This window comes from Enterococcus sp. DIV0236, assembly GCF_050558525.1.
Taxonomy (GTDB): Bacteria; Bacillota; Bacilli; order Lactobacillales; family Enterococcaceae; genus Enterococcus; species Enterococcus faecalis.
Genome location: NZ_CP187891.1, coordinates 35,430 through 60,233 on the forward strand (window position 1 = coordinate 35,430; position 24,804 = coordinate 60,233).

Below are 24,804 nucleotides of genomic sequence, written 5' to 3' on the forward strand. Positions count from 1 at the left end.
TAACAATTGATAGATTACCGTTATCAATTAGTACTTCTTCTATTGAAGTGATAATCTTTTTATTGCTATTTTACAGTAATACCAAAGATGTAAAAGCAACTAAATTGTTGTTTTTTGGCAAATTATGGTTGCTTTTATTTAATATAGTGTCATTAGTAGTTTAAATGGAAATCATAGGAATTACATAAAAAAATCAAATTAATGTTTGTCTTGTTGGATAAAATTAGCAATTTGAAATTAAAAGGTTGAGGAAGCATAGATATTTCATAGAATAAACGAATATCTATTTTAACTGCCTAAATCATTTATAACAAAAAAATCTGAGACAGAATGAATCCCATTCTGTCTCAGATTTTGTTTTTCACAACTCATCAGACCTTATTGATAAAGAGTCATTTTAATAATAACCCTTAGTTTTTTGTGAAAGATTTTTTATTTGTCTTCTTTTTTACGGTTTCGTCTAGCAGGAATCAAGGTTACGTAGGCAACGAAACCACCAGTACATAGAACGAATAACACGATGCCAGGAATCAATCCTTCTGGTAAATAAGAGAACTGAATAGTATGGGTTCCAGCGCTGACAGGAACGCTTAGAAAGGCATCTTTAAAGGCTTTTGGGGTAACTTTTTTGCCATCAATTTTGACACGCCAACCTTTGTCATAAGGAATTGTAGTGACGAGTACTTGATCTTTGTCGGCGGTAAAGGTACCTGAAGCAGAGCGTTTGCCAGTGGTTAAATCAACGCCTTTTTCTTGCACGGCGGAAATGGCTTTTTCAAATGCATTGGTATTTAAGCCAACTACTTGCGGCTGAACAAAACTTACTGCTTTGGTTCCATAAAAACTTACTTTGAAGTTAACAGTTGTATCTTTTGGATAGTAGCCTAAATTATAATATTGGCCAGTAATGCCAATTTGTGATTGCTGACTCGAGCCGTTCACGGTGACCGTCGCAGTGGAACTTTCCAATTGAGCAAAATCCGTTGGGAATAAACTCAAATAAGCTTGCGTATTGGCGGGCACATTGACTGTATAAGAAATCTCTTTGGCTACGTTATGTTGTTTCTCCGTAAAAGTTACGCCAGCTGTATTTTGCGTAATTGTCACGTTATTTTGAAGCGTCATCGTTGGTTGATAAAAGGTAAAATACCGTTCATTGGTATTGGCTAAAGCATTTAGTAAATTTGTTTGACTACCTAAATTATCATTGAGAGGTTGCCGGACATTGTAAATCTCTTTGTCTGCTAAAAATCCTAATGGCAAAGCATTTTCGTTACGATAAAGCTGATATTTACCAGCAGCTGCTTGTCGCTCAAAGCCGAATTTCATTGGATTGTTTTCAGCAATATTGTATTTAATGCCCATCAAAGCATCCATTAACAAGGTATTATTTTGGTAACGAATATTTAAATTCGTGCCTCGCGAGCGGAAACCTAAGGCGTTTAGGTACGTTGAAGAATGTCGGTTCCGTACGGAAGAAAACATGCTAATGCCACTGTAGCCATAGTTAATGCCGTCATTGGCCGAAACACCATTTAAATTTTCCAAGCGGTAAAAGGTATCATTTTCTTTTTTTGTTTGATCGACTAGATTTTTTAAGTCAGGATAAGGCTCAGAATACAAGCTGCGTGATGCGTAGTTCCAATCATCTAAAATACCAGTGACCATCGCTCGTGTATTAATGATTGCTTCACCAGAAACGAGCAGCAACAACAAAATCACTAAGTATTGCATAGGCGCTTTTTTCAATTGATAAAAAGCAATCCCGAAAAAGTATAATAGTAAAAAAGTTGCCGTTAATACGAAAGAGGTTAAAGTCACAAACGTATAACTAGTAGCACCTTTTGTGCCCATTGCAAGAGCAAAAATTGCTAAAAGAATCAAAATCAAGCCGCTTAAGACGCCGAGATCATCCTTTTCAAATTTCTCCCAACCATAACCAGCAAGCAAAATAACTAGGAATGAAAAGAGGAAACTATAGCGAAAAAGAAACATGTTCGGCGCATGCATGCCGTGCCAGAATAAATTTAAGGGCGTGATGTAAAAGCTAGCAATCAATAGGACAAACAAACTGCCAAAAAGTAGTTTGTTTTTCAATGGAACTTCTTTCGTAACGAAATAGAAGAGACAAAAAATCAAAGGCAACAACCCAATGTAAATAAAAGGAATGGACCCATATTTGGTTGTATCGTAAACGCCAATCATATTTTTCATAATAATATCTAAAAAGGCAGTCGCTTCTGTTTTAAAGGTTGTAATTTCAGAAAGAGTTTCACCATTGGTTCGTAAATCTAAGACAGCAGGTAAGACCATAATCATGGATGCTCCACCAGCTAAAAGAGAAGTAGTAAAATACGCAACGATTCGAGATTTATATCGTTGCCAGTCTGTAAACGTTCGTGCAAAATAGTACAGGAAGGAAAACAACCCAATCATAAAGCCAAAATAATAATTTGTAATGAAAAGCAAGAAATAACTGACAAACAATAATGTCGGTTTTCGTTGGTCCATTAAACGATGAATTCCTAAAATTACGAGTGGCAGATAAATAAAGGCATCCAGCCACATAATTAATTCTGAATGGGCCACAATGAAGGACATTAGCGCATAAGACACACTTAAAGTCACATGGGACCATTTAGGAATCTTAAAGGTTTGTTTTGCCAAGAACCAAAAACTCAAGCCAGCACTCCCAATTTTCAACAACGTTAGGAAATAGAGCGCATCAGGCATGTTTTGATTGTTAAAGAAAAAGACGAGCGGCGTAAATAAGCCACCAAGATAATAGGAAATTAAGGACAAGTAGTTTAGTCCCAAAGAAGCATTCCACGTATAGAAAAGACTTTGTTTTCCATGAAGAACATTGTTAAAGCTTGCGTGAAAATTTGAAAATTGAGAAAAGGCATCGCTGGCTAAAACACTGCGACTACTTCCTGGATAAATCCCAATACTCAAATAGATAATTGCCATAATTAAAAATGGAATGAAGAAACTGGCTAACATATAAGGCCAGTTGTTTTTTAAAAACTGCCTACTTTTATTTTTCATAAATAACCTCACCTGATTTTTCGAAAGTACCTATAGTTTATCATACTCTTTATTTGATGTACCAATAGAAGAAAAACTTTAAAATTTTATTAGGATCCTAAGGGTGGAGTGAAGAAGAATTAGGAGTAAGGGATTGACATTCAAATGCTAAATCACCAGATTAAACAACGAATATTCTCCGAAAAATTGCTGAAAACGCCCTGTGGATAACTTTGTGCATAACTCTGTTGGAAACCACAAAAAAGCTTTTTATCTCGGTTTATCCACAAGGATAAGTTTTCGAGTTGCTAAAAAAAATAGACGCAAGTTCAGAAGGCCTGCTTGCTAAAAATAAAGGAATCCCTAAAGTTGAAAGAAGATGAAAACGTTATTAAAACAACGTTTTCATCTTCTTTTTTCTAGAATTTACAAAGATTTAATGTCGAACAAATAAGCATTGTGGAAAAGTTTTTTGGAAAAAATAAGAAATTTCATCCACAAAGTTTTCTGTGGAGAATTTAAAAATGCTTGTCAAGCTTTTTTTGAAAAAATGTGGATAACTTTTTAAAGACACGCTTTTTTCCATTTGCGAATTTGCGTTCGGAAACTAGTAAAAGGGGCAACGCTATTAATGTGAATCCATTTCCAAAGAGGCCATTGTGCTTTGGTAGTCGCCCAAGCCCGTTGTTGAGGTAAAAATAATTCGTCTTCGGAAAGCGAGTCAATCCAATGAAGTAATTTTTCTAAGGTGTCTTGCAACGCAATCAGCTGACTTTCTAAACTCATTTGTCCATAGGTTTGATAAAATGATTGATAGAGAGCACCCAGTTGATTCCATTTATAACCTTCAGCTGGCGTTTGAACGGTCAGGCCACGTTGTTCTTGTTCTTCCCAAGAAAGCAGCAAGTTGAGCCAGCCTAATTGATAGGCTAAGTTCTCTGAAGGTGTTTTAGCTACTGTTTCAATTCGGTGATCTTTAAGTGTTTCAGGAATTTCTGCAAATTCAGCTAAATATTTTTGTGAAGCTATTTGAATGGCCTCAATCAAGGCTTCTTTTGATTCATAGGTTCGCATTCTTCGGCTAACGTCCTTTCTTGGTAGGATCTGCTTGTTTTTCATGAGTAATTTGAGTGACTAAACCAAAAGGATCTTTCACAATCGCATAAAATGTTGCAAATTCATTTTCAATTGGTTCTTGGATAATACAGGATTCGGGATGGCGCGTGAGTTTTTCAAAAATTGTTTTGGCAGAGTGACGGCTCTCGACGGTTAAGCTGAGGGTCAATTGTTCTGTGGGCGTGGTATTCATTCCTGCAAACAAAGGATTATCAGCTAGTTGTAATTGAAAAGTGTCCATTTGTAAAATCGAGTGAGAAAGCCAGTGTTCTTCGCCAGCGGGAATTGTCAAAGAAGGATTTAAACGCTCTTTAAATTCTTGATTAGTAATTTTAAAAAGAATATCACCAGCAAAGGCTTCTTGGTAAAACGTCAAGGCTTCCGTTGCTCGTCCGTTTAAGACCATAAAAAGGGCAAATTGTGTGTTTTTCATTGTTTGAACCTCCTAAGATTGATAAGATAAGCATAACAATAAAAGGTGTCAAAAAGTGACACCGATGGAGGGGAAAATGAAAAAATCAGAACGTTTAAATCAGGAACTTTTTTTCTTGAGAACCCATCCTCAGTTTAATTTAAATCAGTTAATGAAAACTTTTGGGATTTCTAAAAGCACAGCTTTGCGGGATATTGAAGCTTTGGAAAATTTAGGCGTGCCGCTATATGTGGAGAATGGTCGTTATGGTGGCTATCGAGTTTTAAACAAACCGTTGTTGCCGCCGATTTATTTTAACGAAAATGAAGTGTTAGCGATCTTTTTTTCGTTACAATTACTGAAATTAGTCGCAGAGTCACCGTTTGGTCATTCCTATCAGCAAATTCAGCAAAAATTATTGCATTCTTTAGATGAACCAACCCAATTTAAAATCAGTCAAATGAGTAAGGTCGTCTATTACGAAGGAATTGAACAAGTAGAAGCACCAGGCAATTTAGAGCAGCTGTTTCATTGTATTTTGGCGCAACAAGTAATTCAGTTTAACTATACCAGATATGAAGCAACAACGAAAAAAATCTTACCAACCCGGTTAACTATTTTAGAAGGGTATTGGTATTGTTCAGGCTATGATGTGACTAAAAAGGCTTGGCGTACTTACCGCTGTGATTTTATGGAGGCTATTCAGCAGTTAAACCAAACACTGGATTTTACGACTGAAGAACTGAAAGAATCGTATCGCCATCAACAAACGACAGCACGTACGATTCCATTTAAAGCAATCATTACAGAAAAAGGCAAAGAATTTTTTTATAAACATCGCTTTGACAATATTCAGTTGGAAGAAACGCCCACGCAGTGTTTTTTGGTTGGACAGATTCATCCAACAGAAACACAATTTTTAGCCAACTATTTTATGGGCTTTGGTGAAGAAGTGACAATTTTAGAGCCAGTCCAAGTGAAACAAGCATATGTAGAAAGTATAATGAGGATTCAAAAAAAATATCAAGAATAGATTGTGGAACTGTGAACAATCTCATGTGTAAAAATGCACATTGGAGAAGAGAAAGAAAAACCCTTGATTTTTAAATCAAGGGTTTTTCTTTCTGAGAACGTGCTTGCCCATTTCCATAAATAACATATTTTGTCGAAGTAAGCTCTGCTAAGCCCATAGGTCCACGGGCATGTAATTTTTGCGTACTAATGCCGATTTCGGCGCCAAATCCAAATTCAAAACCGTCCGTGAAACGAGTTGAAGCATTCGCATAAACAGCGGCTGCATCCACTTGTTGTAAAAATTGTTGTGTGGCAAAGTAATTATCACTAATAATACTTTCAGAATGTTTTGTATTGTAGCGATTAATATGCTGGATGGCTTCGTCTAAAGAATCAACGACTTTCACTGCTAAGATAAAGTCGAGAAATTCCGTTTCCCAATCTTGTTCAGTCGCTGGAATGGCTTCTTCAAAAATTGCTAACGCACGTTCATCTGCCCGAAGTTCCACGTGAAACTCCTTCAAGGCTTTTTCAATTGTTGGTAAAAAGGCTTCAGCCACCTCTTGATGAATTAATAACGTTTCGGCGGCGTTACAGACAGAAGGACGTTGACATTTAGCATTGACAATAATTTCAGTTGCCATTGTTAACTGGGCGTCTTTGTCCACGTAAATATGACAATTGCCTGTGCCCGTTTCAATAACAGGAACAGTGGCTGTTGTCAAAACAGTTTTGATTAAGTTGGCGCCGCCACGCGGAATGAGGACATCCAAGTAGTCATTTAAGCGCATAAGTTGTTGGGCTGTTTCTCTAGAAGTATCATCAACAAATTGAATGAGATGGGGAGAAACGGCTTGTTGTATTAGCGCTTCTTGTAAAATTGTCACCAATATCTGATTGGAGTGAAACGCTTCTTTTCCGCCTCGAAGAATAACAGCATTTCCTGATTTGAAACAAAGGCTAGCGGCATCTGTTGTCACGTTTGGCCGCGATTCATAAATGATTCCAATAACACCTAAAGGCACGCGTTGTTGCCCAATTAACAGCCCCGCTTCATTGCGCCACATTTTATCTACTTCCCCAATTGGATCGGGTAAAGTAGCGACTTGGCGTATGCCCTCGGCCATCGCTGTGATCCGTTCTTCTGTTAAACGTAAGCGGTCTTGCATTGTTTCAGAAATTCCGTGGGTAGCGGCTTGCTCTAAATCTAATGCATTTGCTTGTAAAATGCGGGGTGCATTGGCTTCAATGGCTGCGGCCATTTTGTTTAACAAAGTATTTTTTTGACGAGTATCCATCAAGCCTAGCGTATAAGAGGCTTCTTTAGCTTGTTGCCCTAGTTGCTTTAAATCAGTCACTTTCATGCCCTCCTTTAATAAATAACGTACCGATATCTTTTCCTTCTAAAATTTCAAAGATGATTTTTGGCTGCTTTCCGTTTGCTAAAATCATCGCCTGTTGATTAGCTAACACACGTTCAGCAGCTTTTAATTTACTAGACATCCCACCAGTGCCAAAGCGGCTCCCCTTACCACCGGCTAATTGGAACAAGTCTTCATTAATTTCATTGATTTCAGAAAATAACGTGGCTTCTTTGTTGACAGTAGGGTTATCTGAAAAGAAACCATCAATATCTGATAACATAACTAACAAGTCAGCTTGAACAATTTGGCAGACAATGGCTGACAATTGATCGTTATCCCCGAACTTGGTTAAGTGATCCAATTCTTCAATTGCGACAGTATCATTTTCATTGACGATAGGAATAATATTCATTTTTAACAGTTGTTCAAAAGTATTGGTAACATTATTGCGACTTTCAGGATATTCAATAACATCACGAGTTAATAAAACTTGTGCCATTTGTTGGCTATAGGTTGAAAACCGCTGATTATAAATGTTCATTAATTCTGCTTGGCCGACTGCAGCGACTGCCTGTTGTTCGGGAATTGTCGTTGGGCGTACAGATAGATTTAATTTATTCAGTCCGACACCAATTGCGCCAGAAGAAACTAAAATAATTTCTTTGCCTTGGTTGCTTAAATCACTCAAAGTAAAGGCTAATTGATCAATTGCTTTTAAGTTAATATTGCCATTGGGATAAATCAGAGAACTGGTTCCGACTTTGATCACAATTCGTTTGGCCTGTTGGAGTTTGTTTCTCATAAGTGCCTCGTTTCTTTTTACAGTAAAATTTGACACTCATTATAACAAAATCAGCGGCTACTAGAAAGTGCTAAATAATGAATAGTAAAGAAAGTTTAATGAAAGTGTGAACTTTTTGAGGGAATCTTGGGACTTTTTGGGATTTGGTCTGTTTATTTTAAGAGAAGATGATAGACTAAAAGAAGGAAAATAAACAAAAATTCTCCTCTTTTTTGCGTAGTCTAGATTAACTGGGCTTTTAGAAATGAGAAACTTACTAAAAACAACCAGAGTATCAGAGATTATGGTAAAATAGGAGTAGTTTAGACAGTAGGGGAGAATGAATATGAAACAACGTGGTTTTGAGATTATTTCTAAGTATCAAGAAGAGGGCTTGAGTGTCCCACAACGAGCAACAAAAGGTGCCGCGGGGTATGATTTTCAAGCAGCCGAAACGGTCGTTGTACCAAGTCTTTGGAAGTTACAACAAGCTGGAGAAAATCCCAAACCAATTTTAGTTAAAACAGGAATTAAGGCGTATATGCCTGATTCTGAATATTTAGAATTGGTAAGTCGTTCTTCGAACCCGCTAAAACGATTCCTACTTTTAGCGAATGGTGTCGGAGTCATTGACAGTGATTATTATAATAACGAGAATAACGAAGGACATATCATGTTCCAATTTTTAAACTTTGGATATGAAGATGTTGTCATTGAGAAAGGTGAACGAATTGGCCAAGGGATTTTTAAGCCGTTTTTATTAGCGGATGATGACCAAGTCGAGGCAGAAAGAACGGGCGGTTTTGGTTCGTCTGGACAAAAATAAAGCCCATTTTTTCAGTAGGCAACGTTATTCAAACCATTTAATAAATGTTAAAATAAACAACAGATAAGGAGATTCTACATGGCAAAAAAAGCAAAAGTTCAATTTGAATGTCAAAGCTGTGGGTATGTGTCTCCAAAATATCTCGGCCGCTGTCCTAATTGCGGACAATGGAATTCGATGGTGGAAGAGGTTATTCAAGATACTTCTGATCGTCGTGCTAGAGTAAGTTTGACTGGTAAAAAGACACAACCACAACGGCTATCTGAAGTCATACCTAAAAAAGAGCCTCGTGTAAAAACTGAATTAGTGGAGCTGAATCGGGTTTTAGGTGGTGGCGTTGTTCCAGGTTCGTTAGTTTTAATCGGTGGCGATCCCGGAATAGGTAAGTCAACATTGCTCTTACAAGTATCGCAACAATTAGCAGCCACAGGTGGCACGGTTTTATATGTTTCTGGTGAAGAAAGTGCTGAGCAAATTAAATTACGAGCGGAGCGTCTAGGCACCGTCAACGAGACATTTTACTTATACGCAGAAACAGATATGCACGAAATATCACGAGCCATTGAAAAATTAGAACCAGACTATGTCATTATTGACTCGATTCAAACAATGACGCAGCCAGATGTTACCAGCGTTGCTGGTAGTGTCAGTCAAGTCCGAGAAACAACTGCCGAATTATTGAAACTGGCAAAAACGAATGGGATTGCCATTTTTATTGTCGGACACGTAACGAAGGAAGGGTCTATCGCAGGGCCACGGATGTTGGAACATATGGTAGATACGGTTCTTTATTTTGAAGGAGATAAGCATCACACCTTTAGAATTTTACGGGCTGTCAAAAATCGGTTTGGCTCAACGAATGAGATTGGTATTTTTGAAATGCAGACACATGGATTGGTTGAAGTTATGAATCCTTCTCAGGTCTTTTTAGAAGAACGTTTAGAAGGAGCCACCGGATCTTCAATTGTGGTAGCAATGGAAGGTTCACGCCCTATTTTGGTGGAAATCCAAGCGTTAGTTACCCCAACGATGTTTGGCAATGCCAAGCGAACGACCACCGGGTTGGACTTTAATCGCGTTTCTTTAATCATGGCGGTTTTAGAAAAACGGGCAGGCCTTTTATTACAAAACCAGGATGCGTATCTAAAAGCGGCTGGTGGAGTCAAAATTAATGAACCAGCTATTGATTTAGCGTTAGCAATCAGTATTGCTTCTAGCTATAAAGAAAAAGGAACCTCATCTTCGGAATGTTTCATTGGTGAGATTGGTTTAACTGGTGAAATCCGCCGCGTGAATAGTATTGAACAACGAGTGCGTGAAGCGCAAAAACTAGGCTTTACAAAAGTCTATGTCCCTAAAAATAACCTTGGTGGCTGGGAAGCGCCTGAAGGTATTGAAATTATTGGCGTTTCAACAATTGGTGAAACGTTAAGAAAAGTTTTTAAATAATGAAAGTAGAAATAATCCGTTTAGGTTTTTGGTGCGTATGATTTTTGTACGCCCCACAACACTAGACGTCTTTATTAAATAAACGAGGAGGATGGCTATATGCAAAAACGAATCATCACGTTGCTGATGATCATTGCTGGTGCAAGTTTAGGAATTTCTCTTTTCCCAATGGCTTGGGAAATGGCTAAGCAAGGCAATAACAGTTGGTTAAACAATAACTTTACGAACGGATTAATCGGTGCAATTATTTTCTTTATTTTATCTTTAGGGTTAGCAAAGTATATTGTTTCCGCTGTCAAAAAAATCGAAGCAGCTTTAAATGAAATGAGTTTAACCTATTTATTATTTGGAAGTATTGGTGCCATCATTGGTTTAACAATTGGCGTCATTATCTCCATTCCAATGTACAACTTACAAATTCCTGTCGTGAATAGTTTACTGCCAATTCTAGTTATGATTATTCTGGGTTACTTAGGTTTCCGAATGGGAACAACACGGATTGAGGAGTGGAAAAAAGTTTTTACACCTCGCCAAAAGAAAGCAAATACGGAAGACACCGAAGGACAAATGTTGGAACGTAAAGTGGAAGACAACTTCCATAAATACAAAATTTTAGACACCAGTGTCATCATTGATGGCAGAATCTACGATATCGCTAAAACGGGCTTTTTAGAAGGTGTTTTGCTCATCCCTAACTTTGTTTTATATGAATTACAATACATTGCTGATTCTGGAGACAGTTTAAAACGGGTGAGAGGTCGTCGTGGCTTAGATATTTTAAATGCTTTACAAAAAGAAGAAGGTATCTCCGTTGAGATGTATGACGGAGATTTCGAGGATATCTCTGAAGTAGACAGTAAATTAATCAAATTAGCAAAATTATTAGATGGCGTGGTTGTGACCAATGACTACAACTTAAACAAAGTCTCTGAATTTCAAAATGTGCCTGTTTTAAACATTAATGCCTTAGCTAATGCTGTGAAACCAGTGGTGATTCCAGGTGAAACGATGAATGTGATGGTTGTAAAAGCCGGAACAGAGCGTCAACAAGGGGTCGCTTACTTAGATGATGGCACAATGGTTGTGGTAGAAGATGGCCAGCATTACATGAATGAGCAAATCGAAGTGGTCGTCACAAGTGCTTTACAAACCGCAGCTGGGCGTATGATTTTTGCCAAACCGGCGCACGCGGGTCGCGGGATTAATGATCGCAAGGATAACCATCCTAAAAACGATAAAAATTAAGCAAAGTGAGGACTTAGTATGATTCGAATCGGTCAAGGTTTTGATGTTCATCAATTAGTTCCGCAACGACCTTTAATTATTGGTGGGGTTACTCTTCCTTATGAAAAAGGTCTGTTAGGTCACTCAGATGCCGATGTTTTAACACATGCAATTATTGATGCAATCCTTGGTGCCGCTGGTCTGGGTGATATTGGACAACTGTTTCCCGAAACCGATCCACAGTTCAAAAATGCGAATTCTGTAAACTTATTAAAAAAAGTAAATGAAAAAGTTGGGCGGTCGGGCTTTACTATTGGCAATATTGATTGTACAATTTTAGCGGAAGAGCCAAAGATGAGCCCATACTTGGCAGAGATGAAAAAGAATCTAGCCGCGAGTTGCCACTTAGCGGTCACACAAGTGAACATTAAGGCAACGACCATGGAAACGATGGGCTTTGTTGGTAAAAAAGAAGGAATCGGCGCAATTGCCGTTGCTTTATTGGAAAAATAACTGAAAACGACGTTAAACCGTCTGTTTTTAAAAAATGGAAAGAGGAATGAACATGACGAAAGTTCGTGTGCGTTACGCACCAAGTCCAACTGGACACTTGCACATTGGGAATGCAAGAACAGCATTATTTAACTACTTATTTGCCCGCCACAATGACGGAGAATTTATCATTCGTATCGAGGATACCGATCAAAAACGGAACATCGAAGACGGCGAGAAAAGTCAGTTGGAAAACTTAGCATGGTTAGGGATGGAATGGGATGAATCACCTGCTCATCCGGGAGAATATGGTCCATATCGTCAATCAGAACGTAAAGAAATTTACCAACCATTGATTGATCAATTATTAAGTAGCAATCGTGCGTATAAGTGTTATTGTACGCCAGAAGAATTAGAAGCAGAACGTGAAGCACAACAAGCTCGTGGGGAAATGCCTCACTACGCAGGCACTTGTGCGAATTTAACACCTTCTGAACAAGCAGCCAAAGAAGCGGCTGGTCTAGAACCAGTGATTCGTTTCCGTGTGCCACGTAATACAGAATACAAATTTGATGACATCGTGAAAGGTGAAATTACTTTTGAGTCAGATAACATTGGTGGCGATTTTGTCATCCAAAAACGCGATGGGATGCCAACGTATAACTTTGCCGTTGCAGTAGATGATCACTTAATGAAAATTTCTCATGTTTTACGTGGCGATGATCACATTGCGAACACACCAAAACAATTAATGATTTACGAAGCGTTTGAATGGACACCACCTGTCTTTGGCCATATGACCTTAATCATTAATTCAGAAACTGGCAAAAAATTGAGCAAACGTGATGAAACAATTTTACAATTTATTGAACAATACCGTGAATTAGGTTACTTACCAGAAGCCATGTTCAACTTTATTGCTTTACTAGGATGGTCTCCTGTTGGCGAAGAAGAAATCTTCTCACAAGAAGACTTGATTAAATTGTTTGATGAACAACGCTTAAGCAAGTCACCAGCGGCCTTTGATGCGAAAAAATTAGAATGGATTAACAATCAATACATGAAACAAATGGACTTAAGTGAACTAACAGATATGTGTCTTCCTTATTTAGTCGCTGACGGTCGTGTTGAAGAAAATCCATCTCCTGAAAAAATCGAATGGTTAAAACAATTAGTTAGCTTGTATCAACCACAAATGAGTTATGCAGCTGAAATTGTGGAACTATCAAACTTGTTCTTTAATGAACATCCAGTTTTAGATGATGCTGCGAAAGAATTCTTGCAAGGAGAAACAGTGCCAACTGTGTTACATGCGTTTAAAGAACAATTAGAAGCCTTGGACGTTTTCGATGTGCCAAGTATTAAAGCAGCGATTAAAGCCGTCCAAAAAGAAACCGGCGTTAAAGGCAAAAACTTGTTTATGCCAATTCGAATTGCTGTTTCTGGACAAATGCATGGCCCTGAATTAGGTGAAACCATCGAGTTATTAGGCAAAGAAAAAGCATTAGATCATTTAAATAAAGTGTTATAAAAACACAAAGAATAGAAGAAGTAGACAATCAGATGGATTTCAGAGACGCTGTGGGTGGTGAGAACAGCGAGCATCTTTTGTCGAAATGCATCTATGAGTGGCTTTGGTGAAAAAAGTAACCGAAGACGTCGGCAGGCGTTAACTGTATCGAGGCAAGAGCTAGTTCTTGTGAAGAAAAGTGGAACCACGCATGGGCGTCTTTTAAGCAACGTTTTTTTGTTGCTTAAAAGACGTTTTTTATTTTTGTATAGTAGAAAGGAGTTCACCCTATGAGTTGGTTGAAACGTAGCGTCGCAGCTGTTAAAAGAAACGATCCTGCAGCGCGGACCACACTAGAAGTTCTTTTAACGTATCCTGGCTTGCACGCCCTGTTTTGGCATCGCTTGTCTCATTTCTTATATAGGCATCAGTTGTTTTTGTTGGCGAAGATTCATGCACAATTTTGGCGTTTCATAACGGGCGTAGAAATTCATCCCGGAGCCACAATTGGAGCGGGAGTTTTTATCGATCACGGCATGGGCATTGTGATTGGGGAAACCGCGGAAATAGAAGAAGATGTTGTTTTGTTTCACGGAGTGACGTTAGGTGGGACCGGTCGTGATACGGGTAAACGCCATCCAACAGTGAAAAAAGGAGCGATGATTTCGGCACGAGCTCAAATTTTAGGGCCAGTTGTGATTGGTGAACGTTCAAAAATTGGTGCGGGTGCTGTTGTTATTTCAGACATCCCAGCAGATGCCACAGCTGTGGGTGTTCCTGCGAAAGTCGTTCGTCTAAATGGAAGAAAGGTGGAAAAAGGGCATGATTAAAATTTATAATACATTGACCAGAGAAAAAGAAGTATTTACGCCAATTGAGGCGCATAAAGTTCGGATGTATGTCTGCGGACCAACCGTGTATAACTATATCCATATCGGTAATGCGCGCAGTGCGATCGCCTTTGATACGATTCGTCGTTATTTTGAATATCGTGGGTATGAAGTGAATTATGTCTCGAACTTTACAGATGTCGATGATAAAATTATCAAGGCAGCTAAAGAATTGAAAATTACTGCGCCGGAAGTGGCGGAGCGTTTTATCAAAGCCTTTGAAGAAGACACGCAAGCATTGAATGTCCAACCAGCAACGTTACATCCTCGGGTGATGGACCACATGCCTGATATCTTAGCTTTCATCGAAGTTTTAATTGAAAAAGGTTTTGCTTATGAGGTCGCAGGTGATGTGTATTATCGCACCCGTAAATTCCCTAATTATGGTAAATTAAGCCATCAATCGATTGATGAATTAGAAGTGGGGGCAAGTCAACGAACTGGCGTTGAACAACAATTAAAAGAAGACCCATTGGATTTTGCTCTTTGGAAAAGTGCCAAAGAAGATGAAATTTCTTGGGATTCTCCTTGGGGTAAAGGACGTCCCGGCTGGCATATTGAATGCTCTGTCATGGCGACAAAACACTTGGGAGAGACGATTGATATTCATGGCGGTGGACAAGATTTAGAATTTCCACATCATGAGAATGAAATTGCACAGAGCGAAGCCAAAACAGGCCATACCTTTGCCAATTACTGGATGCATAACGGCTATGTCACAATTGGTGAAGACGATGAAAAAATGAGCAAATCCCTAGGTAACTTCATTACTGTTCATGAAATGATTCAAAAAGTGGATCCGCAAATTTTACGTTTCTTTATGTCCACCACCCAGTACCGTCGCCCGATTCGTTATAGCGAAAGCACTCTAAAAGAGGCAGCAGCCAATTATCAAAAATTGAAAAATGCGTTTGAAAATTTACGTTTTAGACAAGCAGATGCGGTCGCAAGTTTGCCAGAGGATGAACACTATTTGGCTCAATTAAACGAATTAGAACAACGTTTTATTACGGAAATGGACGATGATTTCAATGCAGCTAACGGGATTACGGTCGTTTATGAATTAGCGAAGATGATGAATCAGTACAGTGAACAAGCGACAGTTTCGGAACCAGTTCTAGTGGCAATGGATAAGCTTTTCAGTGGCTGGTTAGCTATTTTTGGTTTATTCTTTAAAAACGAAGAATTAGTGGACGCACAAGTCGATGCGTTAATTGAAGAACGGAACCAAGCACGGAAAGACCGTGATTTTGCCCGAAGTGATGAAATCCGCGATTTATTAAAAGAACAAGGCATTGTTTTAGAAGATACTCCGCAAGGAACGAGATGGAGAAGAAGTGAATGAGAGATTACAAACAATTAAACGGTTTAGCTTTGGCCTATGTTGGCGATGCGATTTATGAAATTTACATTCGTGATTATTTAGTTTCCTTGGGACAAACGAAACCGAATGTTTTGCATCGCATGGCGACACATTACGTGTCAGCAAAAGCCCAAGCAAGCTTAATGCAAGCGATGTTAGCGGGAGAAATGCTAACGGAGGAAGAAGAAGTGATGTACAAACGCGGTCGGAATGCTAAAAGTCACACCTTTGCCAAAAATGCTGATGTGACGACCTATCGGGTAGCGACCGGTTTCGAATCCTTGATGGGTTATTTACATTTAACACAACAAAAAGAACGTTTAGAAGAATTAATTAACTGGTGTATCAAGAAAGTAGGTGAAACCAATGAAAAATGAAAAATCTCGTCCTTTTAAAAAAGGTAAGAAACGTCCAGAACGTTCAGATAAGCGTTCAAAAGAACGGAACCCACGACCAGCGACAGCAGGTGCTGATGGAACCTCAGAAGAGCTAGCAGATAACTTTGTCTTTGGTTTCCATGCCACTGTTGAGGCGTTGCAGCAAGGACGCGGGAATAAATTGTTTTTACAAGAAGATGCTCGTGGCGAGAAAATTGAGCAATTAAAACAAGCAGCGAAAGAACAGGCTGTTCCAGTTAAATGGGTGCCTAAAGCAAAGTTAGATACGATGAGTGATCACGGCGTGCATCAAGGCATGGTTTTAGCAATCACGGCGTATCAATATTTAACTTTAGAAGAATTATTGGAACAAACAAAAGAAAAGACAGCAACACCATTTTTCCTAATTTTAGACAGTCTAGAGGACCCACATAACTTTGGCTCAATTTTGCGAACAGCTGATGCGACAGGCGTGGACGGTATTATCATTCCGAAACATCGTGCAGTGGGAATTACACCAACCGTAACCAAAGCGTCAACAGGGGCCGTGGAACATATTCCAGTGGCTCGTGTAACGAATCTAGCGCAAAGTATTGCAACGCTAAAAGAGAATCAATTTTGGATTTTTGGTACAGATATGTCTGGGACGGATTATCGTCGCTGGAATACACAAGGCGCAATTGCCTTAATCATCGGAAATGAAGGTCGTGGCATGAGTCAAGGTCTTCATAAAGAAGTGGATGAATTATTAACGATTCCAATGACTGGACACGTTCAAAGCTTAAACGCTGGTGTGGCTGCAGGCTTGCTAATGTATGAAGTCTATCGTGGCCGCAACCCATTATAGAAGAAGGCGATTGTATGAAAAAACAATTGTTAATCGTTGATGGCTATAATATGATTGGTGCTTGGCCAGAATTGGTCCAGTTGAAAAAGCAAGAGCGTTTAGAGGATGCGCGTGAACTGCTTCTTAGTCGTCTGTCCAATTATGCCAAATATGAAGGGTTGGAAATCATTGTGGTCTTTGATGCCCAATTAGTCCCAGGTATTCAGCAAACGTACAAAAAGTACCTTTTGACCGTGGTTTTCACCAAAGAAGATGAAACAGCAGATAGTTATATTGAACGTCTAGCTGGTGAAAAAAATGATCGTTTAACGCAAGTAACAGTCGCAACGAGTGATTTGGCTGAACAATGGGTGGTCTTTTCACAAGGTGCATTGCGGACTTCGGCCAATGAACTTTACAAAGCTGTCCAGAAAACAGAAAAGACGATTGCCATTCATGCAACGGATATCCATTTCCAGCAATTTCGTCGAAATTCTCCATGGAACGTGGAGCAGTTATCAAAACTTTCTGAGAAGCTAGAAGAATTGTCTCAAAAAAAAGATTAAACAAATGTTCGCTTAAGTCATAAATTTCTAACATGCTATGCTCTCCTAAATCATTCGATACGTTTATCGAAAAGGAGGGCTTTTTATGTTAGAACAGATTCAACAAGCATTAGCAGGAGACCAAGAACAATTTCAAGCCTTATATGGGCAATATCAGCCAGTGATTTATAAGTGCATGAAAAAATACTATTTAAAAGATTATGATACTGAGGACTGGCTTCAAGAAGGACGAATTGTCTTCTTTCGGACGTTAGAACGATTTGATTCAGAAAAACAAGCATCATTAGGAAAGTTTTTTAAACGAAATTTTGAAAATCACGTACATAGCTTAATTCGCCATCAATGCGCCTATAAGCGGCGAACAGATACCTTGTCTATTTCTCTGGAACAACGATTAGAAAGCGCTGGTGAAGAGTTAGTGGACTATTTAGGGACAGCGGCTACCGACCCATTAGGTCAATTAATGATTCAAGAAAAATTGGCAGCTTTTCCGACACGTCTTTCCTCGTTGGAACAACAAATTTTAAACGCATACTTAAAAGGCTACACGTTAGAAGAAATCGCTAAAGTACGTGGGGGAACTTTTTCAGCTGTCCGAAGTGCCTATGATCGTGCCAAAGCAAAAATGAAATATACATTAGAAAATGAATAAAAATTCGACAAAACAGCCGGTTTGTCGAGCAAAAGTAGTTGCAAACAGACTTCTAGTATGATAAACTTGAAATTTTTTAAAAAAAGTGATATAATGTTTCTCGAGGTGAATGCAATGCCAACAACGTTATCGTCAATTAAGAAAGATTTGGAAGGCCGTATCGGCAGTGAAATTATGTTAGTTGCTCAGACTGGAAGAAAGCGCCAAACAGAACGTAAAGGAATCTTAACGGAGACTTATCCATCTGTTTTTGTTGTTGACTTGGATCCAGACGAGAACTCATTTGAACGTGTATCTTATAGCTATTCAGATGTTTTAACACGCACCGTTGAAATCGAATTCATCGGTCAAGCCGTATAATTTAGAAAGTCCGCTTAGGAGTGAAGGAAGAGCCCTTCGTTCCTAAGCTCTTTTTAATTTCACCCATCTGTTGTCAGAGAAAGAGCAATCTTCGGTGTACTTCTTCATGGACATATGATAGAATCTAAAAGATTAAAATGTTGGTAGACAAAAGATTAAGGAAGGTGAATCAGGGAACCGATGGAAATAATCGAACGAGCTCCTGCGAAAATTAATCTTGGGTTAGATGTTCTGCATAAACGTGTGGATGGCTATCATGAAGTTGAATCTATTTTTGCAAGTGTAGATTTAGCCGATCATTTAACTTTTGAAAATCTAGAAGAAGACATCATTCGTATTGAAACGGACAGCTCTTTTTTACCCGTGGATCGACGGAATCATGTCTATCAAGCAGTTGACTTATTAAAGCGTACCTATAATATTCATAAAGGAATTAAAATATATATTGAAAAACGTATCCCCGTGGCAGCTGGTTTAGCAGGGGGTAGCAGTGACTGTGCCGCAGCATTACGAGGCTTGAACAAACTGTGGAATCTGGGGTTGACGATGGACGAACTCTGTGAAATTGGCAGCCAAATTGGTATGGATGTTCCTTATTGTTTAAGGGGCGGAACAGCCTTTGCAAACGGACGTGGGGAGAAAATTGAAACATTACCGACCATGCCTCAATGTTGGATTGTGTTAGTAAAACCAAGAATTAGTGTATCCACTAGTACCGTTTTTAATGATTTAGCGGTAGATGAATTGCACCATCCAGATATTGCTGGACTAAGAATAGCCATCGAAAATGGTGATTATACTGGGATGACCCAAACGGTCGGCAATGCGTTGGAAAGTGTCACGATTGCCAGACATCCGATCGTGCAACAAATCAAGGATCGCATGCTGAAGTACGGCGCTGATGCAGCGTTGATGAGCGGCAGTGGACCGACAGTCTTTGCTTTATGTGAAAAGAAAACACGAGCACAACGGATTTATAATGGACTTAAAGGCTTTTGCGAAGAAGTTTATTTGGTTCGGACATTGAAATAAATAAAAACAACAGAGCGTGGAGCAAAAACCCAAAGTGATTTTTGTCCCACGCTCTGTTGTTTTTTTAAATTTATTCCTTGACGTCCCGTGATCCATTTGGTACATTATTCCTGGCAAATCGTAAATATTACGGTTTATAATAGGTAAATCGAAAAGAGGACAGAACATGACGAAAATCTACCGCCGTTTGATAATCGGCGTTACTTTAGCAATCAGTGCTTTTCTTTTAGCTAGCTGTGGGCAAACCACACAATCGCCAAAAGAGAAGAAAGAGCTCACGGTAATGACTACTTTTTATCCGATGTACGACTTCACAAAACAAGTCGTTGGTGATGAGGGAGAGGTTGAGCTGTTGATTCCAGCTGGAACGGAACCACACGATTATGAACCAAGCGCAAAAGACTTAGCGAAAATTACTGATGCGGATGTCTTTGTTTATAATAGTAAAGAGCTAGAAACTTGGGTTCCGAATGTTATTGAAAACTTGGACACGAAAAAAGTTTCAATCGTGGAAGCCAGTCAATCCATTCAATTGATGCAAGGAACAGAAGAGGAAGAATCTGGCGAAGAAGGTCATGAAGGCCATAACCATTCCCACGAACTGGATCCGCATGTCTGGTTAGATCCCGTGTTAGCGCAAAAAGAAGTAACAGCGATTCGGGATGCGCTTATCAAAAAATATCCTGAGAAAAAAGCCGTATTTGAAAAAAATACCGCTGCTTATTTGGAAAAATTGACTGCGCTAGATAAGGAATACCAAGCTGCATTTGCAGGCGCTAAAAATCGGACCTTTGTGACGCAACATGCTGCATTTGGCTATTTGGCAAAACAATATGGTTTGACCCAAGAACCGATTGCGGGGATTTCTCCAGACCAAGAACCTTCGCCAAGTCGTTTAGCCGAATTAAAAAAATATATTAAAACAAACAATGTTTCTGTGATCTATTTTGAAGCATCGGCTTCTACAAAAGTAGCCAAAACATTGGCAGACGAGACAGGCGTCGAATTAGCCGTATTGAATCCTTTAGAGAGTTTAACTCAAAAAGAACAAGAAGCAGGCGAGAACTACGTGTCTGTCATGAAAGAAAACCTCGCTGCTTTACAAAAAAGCATTCATTAATCTGGCAACAGAAAGGAGCCAACTTATGCATTATATTGAAGTCGAAAATTTAACCTTCTATTATGATGATGAACCTGTTTTAGAAGATGTTTCTTATTATGTTGATCCAGGGGAATTCGTTATTTTAACAGGAGAAAATGGCGCTGCCAAGTCAACGCTGATCAAAAGTACCTTAGGGTTATTAAAACCAACAAGTGGCAAAATTACGGTCGCTAAAAAAAATAGTGCTGGTGAAAAAATCAGCATTGGCTACATTCCACAACAAGTCGCTTCTTTCAATGCGGGCTTTCCTAGCACCGTCATTGAATTAGTGCGTTCAGGTCGCTTTCCCAGAAATCGTTGGTTCAAACCGTTGACGAAAAAAGATCATCTTCATGTGGAAAAAGCTTTGAAATCAGTGGACATGTGGGAAATGCGCCACAAACGAATTGGCGAGCTTTCTGGAGGGCAAAAGCAACGAATTAGTTTAGCACGAGTGTTTGCGACCGATCCAGATTTATTTATTTTAGATGAGCCAACAACAGGTATGGATGAACAATCGCGAAACGAATTTTATCAATTGTTGCAACACAGTGCGCATGAACATGGAAAAGCTATTTTGATGATTACGCATGATCATGAAGATATCAAAACCTATGTGGATCGTCAAATTCGTCTTGTCCGCAAAGAAGATTCGAAATGGCGTTGTTTCCATATGAGTGAAGAATCGTATACGTAAATTTTCCAATAAAACGTTATCTGGCTCGATAATAACGAAAGCCTAGGAACGGCTTAAAGAAATGTGGGAAAAATTTAAAAAATAAGCAGGAATTAAAAAAATAATTCGCTTAAACGTCGCTACAATGGTAGTGTTCATTTTAGCGGTAAGGAGTGAATCGTATGGCAGAAATGCTTTCTTATGCATTTATGCAAAAGGCCTTTTTAGCAGCACTGTTTATCTCAGTGATTGCTCCAATGCTCGGCGTCTTTCTAGTTATTCGCCGACAATCTTTAATGGCAGATACCCTTTCACATGTGTCATTAGCCGGTGTGGCTCTAGGCTTCTTTTTTAATTGGAATCCTAATTTAATGACCTTAATTGTCGTGATTGTGGCTGCAATCATTCTAGAATATTTACGAATGATTTATAGCACCTATTCAGAAATTTCGATTGCTATTTTAATGTCAGGCGGTTTGGCTTTGGCGTTAGTTTTGATGAATTTAACAGGAGGCAATTCAGCTGCTAGTATTCAATCGTATTTATTTGGTTCCATCGTCACGATTACGTGGGATCAAGTGGTTATGTTGGCAATTTTATTCGTAGTTTTAGTTCTATTGTTTATGTTATTTAAACGTCCAATGTATGTTTTAACATTTGATGAAGATACTGCTCATGTTGATGGGCTACCTATTCATTGGATGTCGATGCTTTTTAATGTAATTACTGGTGTGGCGATTGCTGTGATGATTCCGATCGCGGGAGCCTTGTTAATTTCAGCAATTATGGTCTTACCAGCTGCAATAGGTATGCGAATTGGTAAAGGCTTTAACACGGTGATTATTATCAGTGTGTTTATGGGCTTGATTGGCATGCTAACAGGGTTGACTAGCTCGTATTATTTGGAAACACCACCGAGTGCAAGTATTACCCTAATTTTTATTGGTTTATTCTTATTAGTCAATATTTATCGCCGAGTGGTTGTCATGGTCCAACGAAAACAAAAAATGCAAAGAAACTAAGGAGAAAAACGAAAGTTTTTCTCCTTTATTTCTTTTTTTTAAAAGAAATGGCGAACTATTTTCAGTTATTTGAAAAAAATCCTCGAATTTTTCGGTTAAACCCCTTATAATAAGGAACGATAGAATGAAAAGGAGTGACGAATTTGAAAATTCGGAGAAGTGAACGATTAATCGATATGACCCAATATCTTTTAGATCATCCCCATACATTGGTTTCTTTGACATATTTTGCTGACCGATACCAATCTGCCAAGTCTTCCATTAGTGAAGATTTAGCAATTGTTAAAAAAACATTTAAAGAACGTGGAACAGGTATTTTAGAAACGATTCCAGGCGCTGCAGGCGGTGTCCGCTTTATCCCTGAAATTCCTTATGAGGAAGCGGAGCAGTTGATTATGGATTTATGTGATCGTTTGTCAGAACAAGATCGCTTATTACCTGGGGGCTATGTTTATCTTTCAGATTTACTTGGGGAACCGAATTTATTAAGACAAGTGGGCCGGATTATTGCTTCTAAATATTTAGGCAAACAAATTGATGCGGTAATGACCGTTGCGACTAAAGGAGTGCCAATTGCGCAAGCTGTGTCTTATTACTTAAATGTTCCGTTTGTGATTGTTCGTCGCGATTCTAAGATTACTGAAGGTTCAACGGTGAGCGTGAACTATGTATCAGGGTCTTCAGAACGTATCGAAAAAATGGAACTTTCAAAACGCAGTTTAAAACGCGGATCAAAAGTTTTAGTCGTGGATGACTTCATGAAAGGCGGCGGCACCGTCAATGGTATGAAGAGTATGATTGAAGAATTTGAAGCAGAACTTGTGGGCATTACCGTTTTTGCTGAGTCAAAATTCAATGGCCGTCGTGCAATCGATGACTATACTTCGCTATTGTACGTGGAAGATGTGGATACACAAACAAAAACGATTAGCGTAGTCCCAGGAAACTATTTCACAGAGAAATAATTTGAAAAAGAACCTGAAAGTGGTCCATTCCATTTTCAGGTTCTTTTTTTCTGTTTTATTCCTTTAAAAAAAGATGAGAAAATAAATTGGTCTACCTTTTAAATGCCTTATTTTGTTGAAAAAGACAAAAGAGTAAGATAAACTAGAAAAGGTATAATGAGGACGATTTAGAAGAAAATCAAACAATTTAGTTAATTTGAGGTGGCAAACGTGGAAAATAGATACGCAATTATTTTAGCAGCTGGTAAAGGAACACGCATGAAATCTAAACTTTATAAAGTATTGCATCCAGTTGCTGGTAAACCAATGGTCGAACATATTTTAGATCAAGTAGAACAAACAGAACCAACAGAAATCGTGACAATCGTTGGACATGGGGCGGAAATGATTAAAAGCCATTTAGGCGAACGTAGTCAATATGCCTTACAAGCTGAACAATTGGGAACTGGGCATGCAGTCATGCAAGCACAAGAGTTATTAGGTGGTAAACAAGGAACAACATTAGTTATTACAGGGGATACGCCGTTATTAACTGCGGAAACCTTGAAAAATTTATTCGATTACCATCAAGGTAAGAATGCAAGTGCGACTATTTTAACAGCGCATGCAGAAGACCCAACAGGCTATGGTCGAATTATTCGTGATCATGTGGGCATTGTTGAACGAATCGTGGAACAAAAAGATGCCAGTGAAGAAGAAGCACGTGTTCAAGAAATTAATACAGGAACCTTCTGTTTTGATAATGAATCATTGTTTGAAGCGTTAGCGAAAACAGATACAAACAATACACAAGGGGAATACTATTTAACAGATATCATTGAAATTTTGAAAAAAGAAGGCAAAGCTGTCGCTGCTTACCAAATGGCAGACTTTGACGAAGCAATGGGTGTAAATGATCGTGTTGCTTTATCCACTGCTAATAAAATTATGCATCGTCGTTTAAATGAAATGCATATGCGAAATGGTGTTACATTTATTGATCCAGACACAACGTATATTGATGAAGGCGTGGTAATTGGTTCAGACACAGTCATTGAAGCGGGAGTCACTATCAAAGGAAAAACAGTGATTGGCGAAGATTGCTTGATTGGCGCACATTCAGAAATCGTTGATAGTCATATCGGCAATCAAGTGGTTGTTAAACAGTCTGTGATTGAAGAAAGTGTGGTTCGCGAGGGGGCCGATGTGGGTCCGTATGCACATTTACGTCCTAAAGCAGATGTGGGGGCAAACGTACACATTGGTAACTTCGTGGAAGTAAAAAATGCAACAATCGATGAAGGAACAAAAGTGGGCCATTTAACATACGTTGGTGATGCAACATTAGGCAAAGATATTAATGTCGGTTGCGGCGTTGTTTTTGTTAATTATGATGGCAAAAATAAACACCAAACAATCGTGGGTGATCACGCGTTTATTGGCTCTGCAACGAACATTGTTGCACCAGTCACGATTGGTGATCATGCGGTGACTGCTGCTGGTTCAACCATCACAGAAGATGTCCCTTCAGAAGATTTGGCGATTGCCCGGGCACGTCAAGTGAATAAAGAAGGCTATGCTAAAAAGTTACCTTATATGAAGGATTAAACTCAAATAAAAAAGAACGCTCTTTTGCTTAAGCAAAAGAGCGTTCTTTTTCCTCCTTAAAGACTAGACCAATTGCTGCTAGTATTTGTTTAGAGACGTCCAAGGACTAGACCAATGCTGTTTATTCGGTAT

At 38.9% G+C, this 24,804-nt stretch carries 24 protein-coding genes and 1 other annotated feature; of the genes, 19 read left to right on the top strand and 5 right to left on the bottom strand.

Translation table 11 applies throughout. From position 1 onward, the window contains the following. Positions 1 to 432: 432 nt before the first annotated feature. The 3 genes from IGK27_RS00145 to IGK27_RS00155 form a co-directional block, all read right to left on the bottom strand. Positions 433 to 3,048, bottom strand: coding sequence for a YfhO family protein (locus tag IGK27_RS00145; RefSeq protein WP_010830571.1), 2,616 nt, complete (start codon positions 3,046 to 3,048; stop codon positions 433 to 435). Positions 3,049 to 3,591: 543 nt separating this feature from the next. Further along, on the bottom strand, positions 3,592 to 4,101 hold the full coding sequence (locus tag IGK27_RS00150) for a ClbS/DfsB family four-helix bundle protein (RefSeq protein WP_002356044.1): 510 nt from the start codon (positions 4,099 to 4,101) through the stop codon (positions 3,592 to 3,594). 7 nt (positions 4,102 to 4,108) lie between these two features. After that, positions 4,109 to 4,576, bottom strand: a complete 468-nt coding sequence (locus IGK27_RS00155) for a VOC family protein (protein WP_002367567.1) — start codon at positions 4,574 to 4,576, stop codon at positions 4,109 to 4,111. 64 nt (positions 4,577 to 4,640) lie between these two features. Between IGK27_RS00155 and IGK27_RS00160 the strand changes: the two genes are divergently transcribed. Then, positions 4,641 to 5,588: a helix-turn-helix transcriptional regulator gene (locus IGK27_RS00160; protein ID WP_002385468.1), complete on the top strand. Its 948-nt coding sequence runs from the start codon at positions 4,641 to 4,643 to the stop codon at positions 5,586 to 5,588. Positions 5,589 to 5,658: 70 nt separating this feature from the next. On the opposite strand, the gene IGK27_RS00165 is transcribed toward IGK27_RS00160, so the two are convergent. After that, complete coding sequence (locus tag IGK27_RS00165) at positions 5,659 to 6,933, bottom strand: glutamate-5-semialdehyde dehydrogenase (RefSeq protein WP_075320394.1); 1,275 nt, start codon at positions 6,931 to 6,933, stop codon at positions 5,659 to 5,661. Beyond that, on the bottom strand, positions 6,920 to 7,735 hold the full coding sequence (gene proB, locus IGK27_RS00170) for a glutamate 5-kinase (protein WP_002389550.1): 816 nt from the start codon (positions 7,733 to 7,735) through the stop codon (positions 6,920 to 6,922). Before proB ends, IGK27_RS00165 begins: the two co-directional genes overlap by 14 nt. A gap of 319 nt (positions 7,736 to 8,054) precedes the next feature. On the opposite strand from proB, the gene IGK27_RS00175 reads away from it, so the two are divergent. From IGK27_RS00175 to glmU, 18 genes are all read left to right on the top strand, one after another. After that, entirely contained in the window at positions 8,055 to 8,540 is a 486-nt protein-coding gene (locus tag IGK27_RS00175; RefSeq protein ID WP_002361472.1) for a dUTP diphosphatase, read from the top strand. Positions 8,541 to 8,618: 78 nt separating this feature from the next. Then, the gene (gene radA / locus IGK27_RS00180) at positions 8,619 to 9,989 is read left to right on the top strand and encodes a DNA repair protein RadA (RefSeq protein WP_002361473.1); all 1,371 of its coding nucleotides are present in this window, start codon (positions 8,619 to 8,621) and stop codon (positions 9,987 to 9,989) included. A 99-nt stretch (positions 9,990 to 10,088) separates the two neighbouring features. Then, entirely contained in the window at positions 10,089 to 11,234 is a 1,146-nt protein-coding gene (locus IGK27_RS00185) for a PIN/TRAM domain-containing protein (RefSeq protein WP_002368622.1), read from the top strand. Positions 11,235 to 11,252: 18 nt separating this feature from the next. Continuing rightward, the gene (gene ispF, locus IGK27_RS00190) at positions 11,253 to 11,726 is read left to right on the top strand and encodes a 2-C-methyl-D-erythritol 2,4-cyclodiphosphate synthase (protein WP_002367570.1); all 474 of its coding nucleotides are present in this window, start codon (positions 11,253 to 11,255) and stop codon (positions 11,724 to 11,726) included. Between the two features lie 52 nt (positions 11,727 to 11,778). Next, positions 11,779 to 13,236 (top strand): glutamate--tRNA ligase, encoded by a 1,458-nt coding sequence (gene gltX / locus IGK27_RS00195; protein ID WP_002389540.1) that lies wholly within the window; start codon positions 11,779 to 11,781, stop codon positions 13,234 to 13,236. After that, positions 13,235 to 13,441, top strand: a binding site (T-box leader). (Overlaps the previous gene by 2 nt.) A 64-nt stretch (positions 13,442 to 13,505) precedes the next feature. Continuing rightward, the gene (epsC, locus tag IGK27_RS00200) at positions 13,506 to 14,045 is read left to right on the top strand and encodes a serine O-acetyltransferase EpsC (RefSeq protein WP_002356054.1); all 540 of its coding nucleotides are present in this window, start codon (positions 13,506 to 13,508) and stop codon (positions 14,043 to 14,045) included. Then, positions 14,038 to 15,450, top strand: a complete 1,413-nt coding sequence (gene cysS / locus IGK27_RS00205; protein ID WP_002359235.1) for a cysteine--tRNA ligase — start codon at positions 14,038 to 14,040, stop codon at positions 15,448 to 15,450. Before epsC ends, cysS begins: the two co-directional genes overlap by 8 nt. Beyond that, positions 15,447 to 15,845, top strand: coding sequence for a Mini-ribonuclease 3 (locus IGK27_RS00210; protein WP_002356056.1), 399 nt, complete (start codon positions 15,447 to 15,449; stop codon positions 15,843 to 15,845). Before cysS ends, IGK27_RS00210 begins: the two co-directional genes overlap by 4 nt. After that, positions 15,835 to 16,692: a 23S rRNA (guanosine(2251)-2'-O)-methyltransferase RlmB gene (rlmB, locus tag IGK27_RS00215; protein WP_002378685.1), complete on the top strand. Its 858-nt coding sequence runs from the start codon at positions 15,835 to 15,837 to the stop codon at positions 16,690 to 16,692. The genes IGK27_RS00210 and rlmB overlap by 11 nt, the downstream gene beginning before the upstream one ends. Before the next feature lie 14 nt (positions 16,693 to 16,706). Then, the gene (locus IGK27_RS00220) at positions 16,707 to 17,237 is read left to right on the top strand and encodes an NYN domain-containing protein (RefSeq protein WP_002356058.1); all 531 of its coding nucleotides are present in this window, start codon (positions 16,707 to 16,709) and stop codon (positions 17,235 to 17,237) included. A gap of 85 nt (positions 17,238 to 17,322) precedes the next feature. Further along, entirely contained in the window at positions 17,323 to 17,889 is a 567-nt protein-coding gene (locus IGK27_RS00225) for a sigma-70 family RNA polymerase sigma factor (RefSeq protein ID WP_002356059.1), read from the top strand. Positions 17,890 to 17,946: 57 nt separating this feature from the next. Further along, positions 17,947 to 18,249: a Veg family protein gene (locus IGK27_RS00230; protein WP_002383497.1), complete on the top strand. Its 303-nt coding sequence runs from the start codon at positions 17,947 to 17,949 to the stop codon at positions 18,247 to 18,249. 180 nt (positions 18,250 to 18,429) lie between these two features. After that, positions 18,430 to 19,281 (top strand): 4-(cytidine 5'-diphospho)-2-C-methyl-D-erythritol kinase, encoded by an 852-nt coding sequence (gene ispE, locus IGK27_RS00235; protein WP_002379846.1) that lies wholly within the window; start codon positions 18,430 to 18,432, stop codon positions 19,279 to 19,281. A gap of 166 nt (positions 19,282 to 19,447) precedes the next feature. Then, positions 19,448 to 20,401 (top strand): metal ABC transporter substrate-binding protein, encoded by a 954-nt coding sequence (locus tag IGK27_RS00240; protein WP_010830573.1) that lies wholly within the window; start codon positions 19,448 to 19,450, stop codon positions 20,399 to 20,401. 25 nt (positions 20,402 to 20,426) lie between these two features. Then, positions 20,427 to 21,119 carry a metal ABC transporter ATP-binding protein gene (locus IGK27_RS00245; protein ID WP_002356064.1) on the top strand — a complete coding sequence of 231 codons (693 nt, stop codon included), beginning with the start codon at positions 20,427 to 20,429 and terminating at the stop codon, positions 21,117 to 21,119. Positions 21,120 to 21,280: 161 nt separating this feature from the next. Continuing rightward, the gene (locus tag IGK27_RS00250) at positions 21,281 to 22,120 is read left to right on the top strand and encodes a metal ABC transporter permease (RefSeq protein WP_002383493.1); all 840 of its coding nucleotides are present in this window, start codon (positions 21,281 to 21,283) and stop codon (positions 22,118 to 22,120) included. Between the two features lie 143 nt (positions 22,121 to 22,263). Continuing rightward, positions 22,264 to 23,085: a pur operon repressor gene (gene purR / locus IGK27_RS00255; RefSeq protein ID WP_002381336.1), complete on the top strand. Its 822-nt coding sequence runs from the start codon at positions 22,264 to 22,266 to the stop codon at positions 23,083 to 23,085. 201 nt (positions 23,086 to 23,286) lie between these two features. Then, positions 23,287 to 24,672, top strand: a complete 1,386-nt coding sequence (gene glmU, locus IGK27_RS00260) for a bifunctional UDP-N-acetylglucosamine diphosphorylase/glucosamine-1-phosphate N-acetyltransferase GlmU (protein WP_025189794.1) — start codon at positions 23,287 to 23,289, stop codon at positions 24,670 to 24,672. The last annotated feature ends 132 nt before the right edge of the window (positions 24,673 to 24,804 follow it).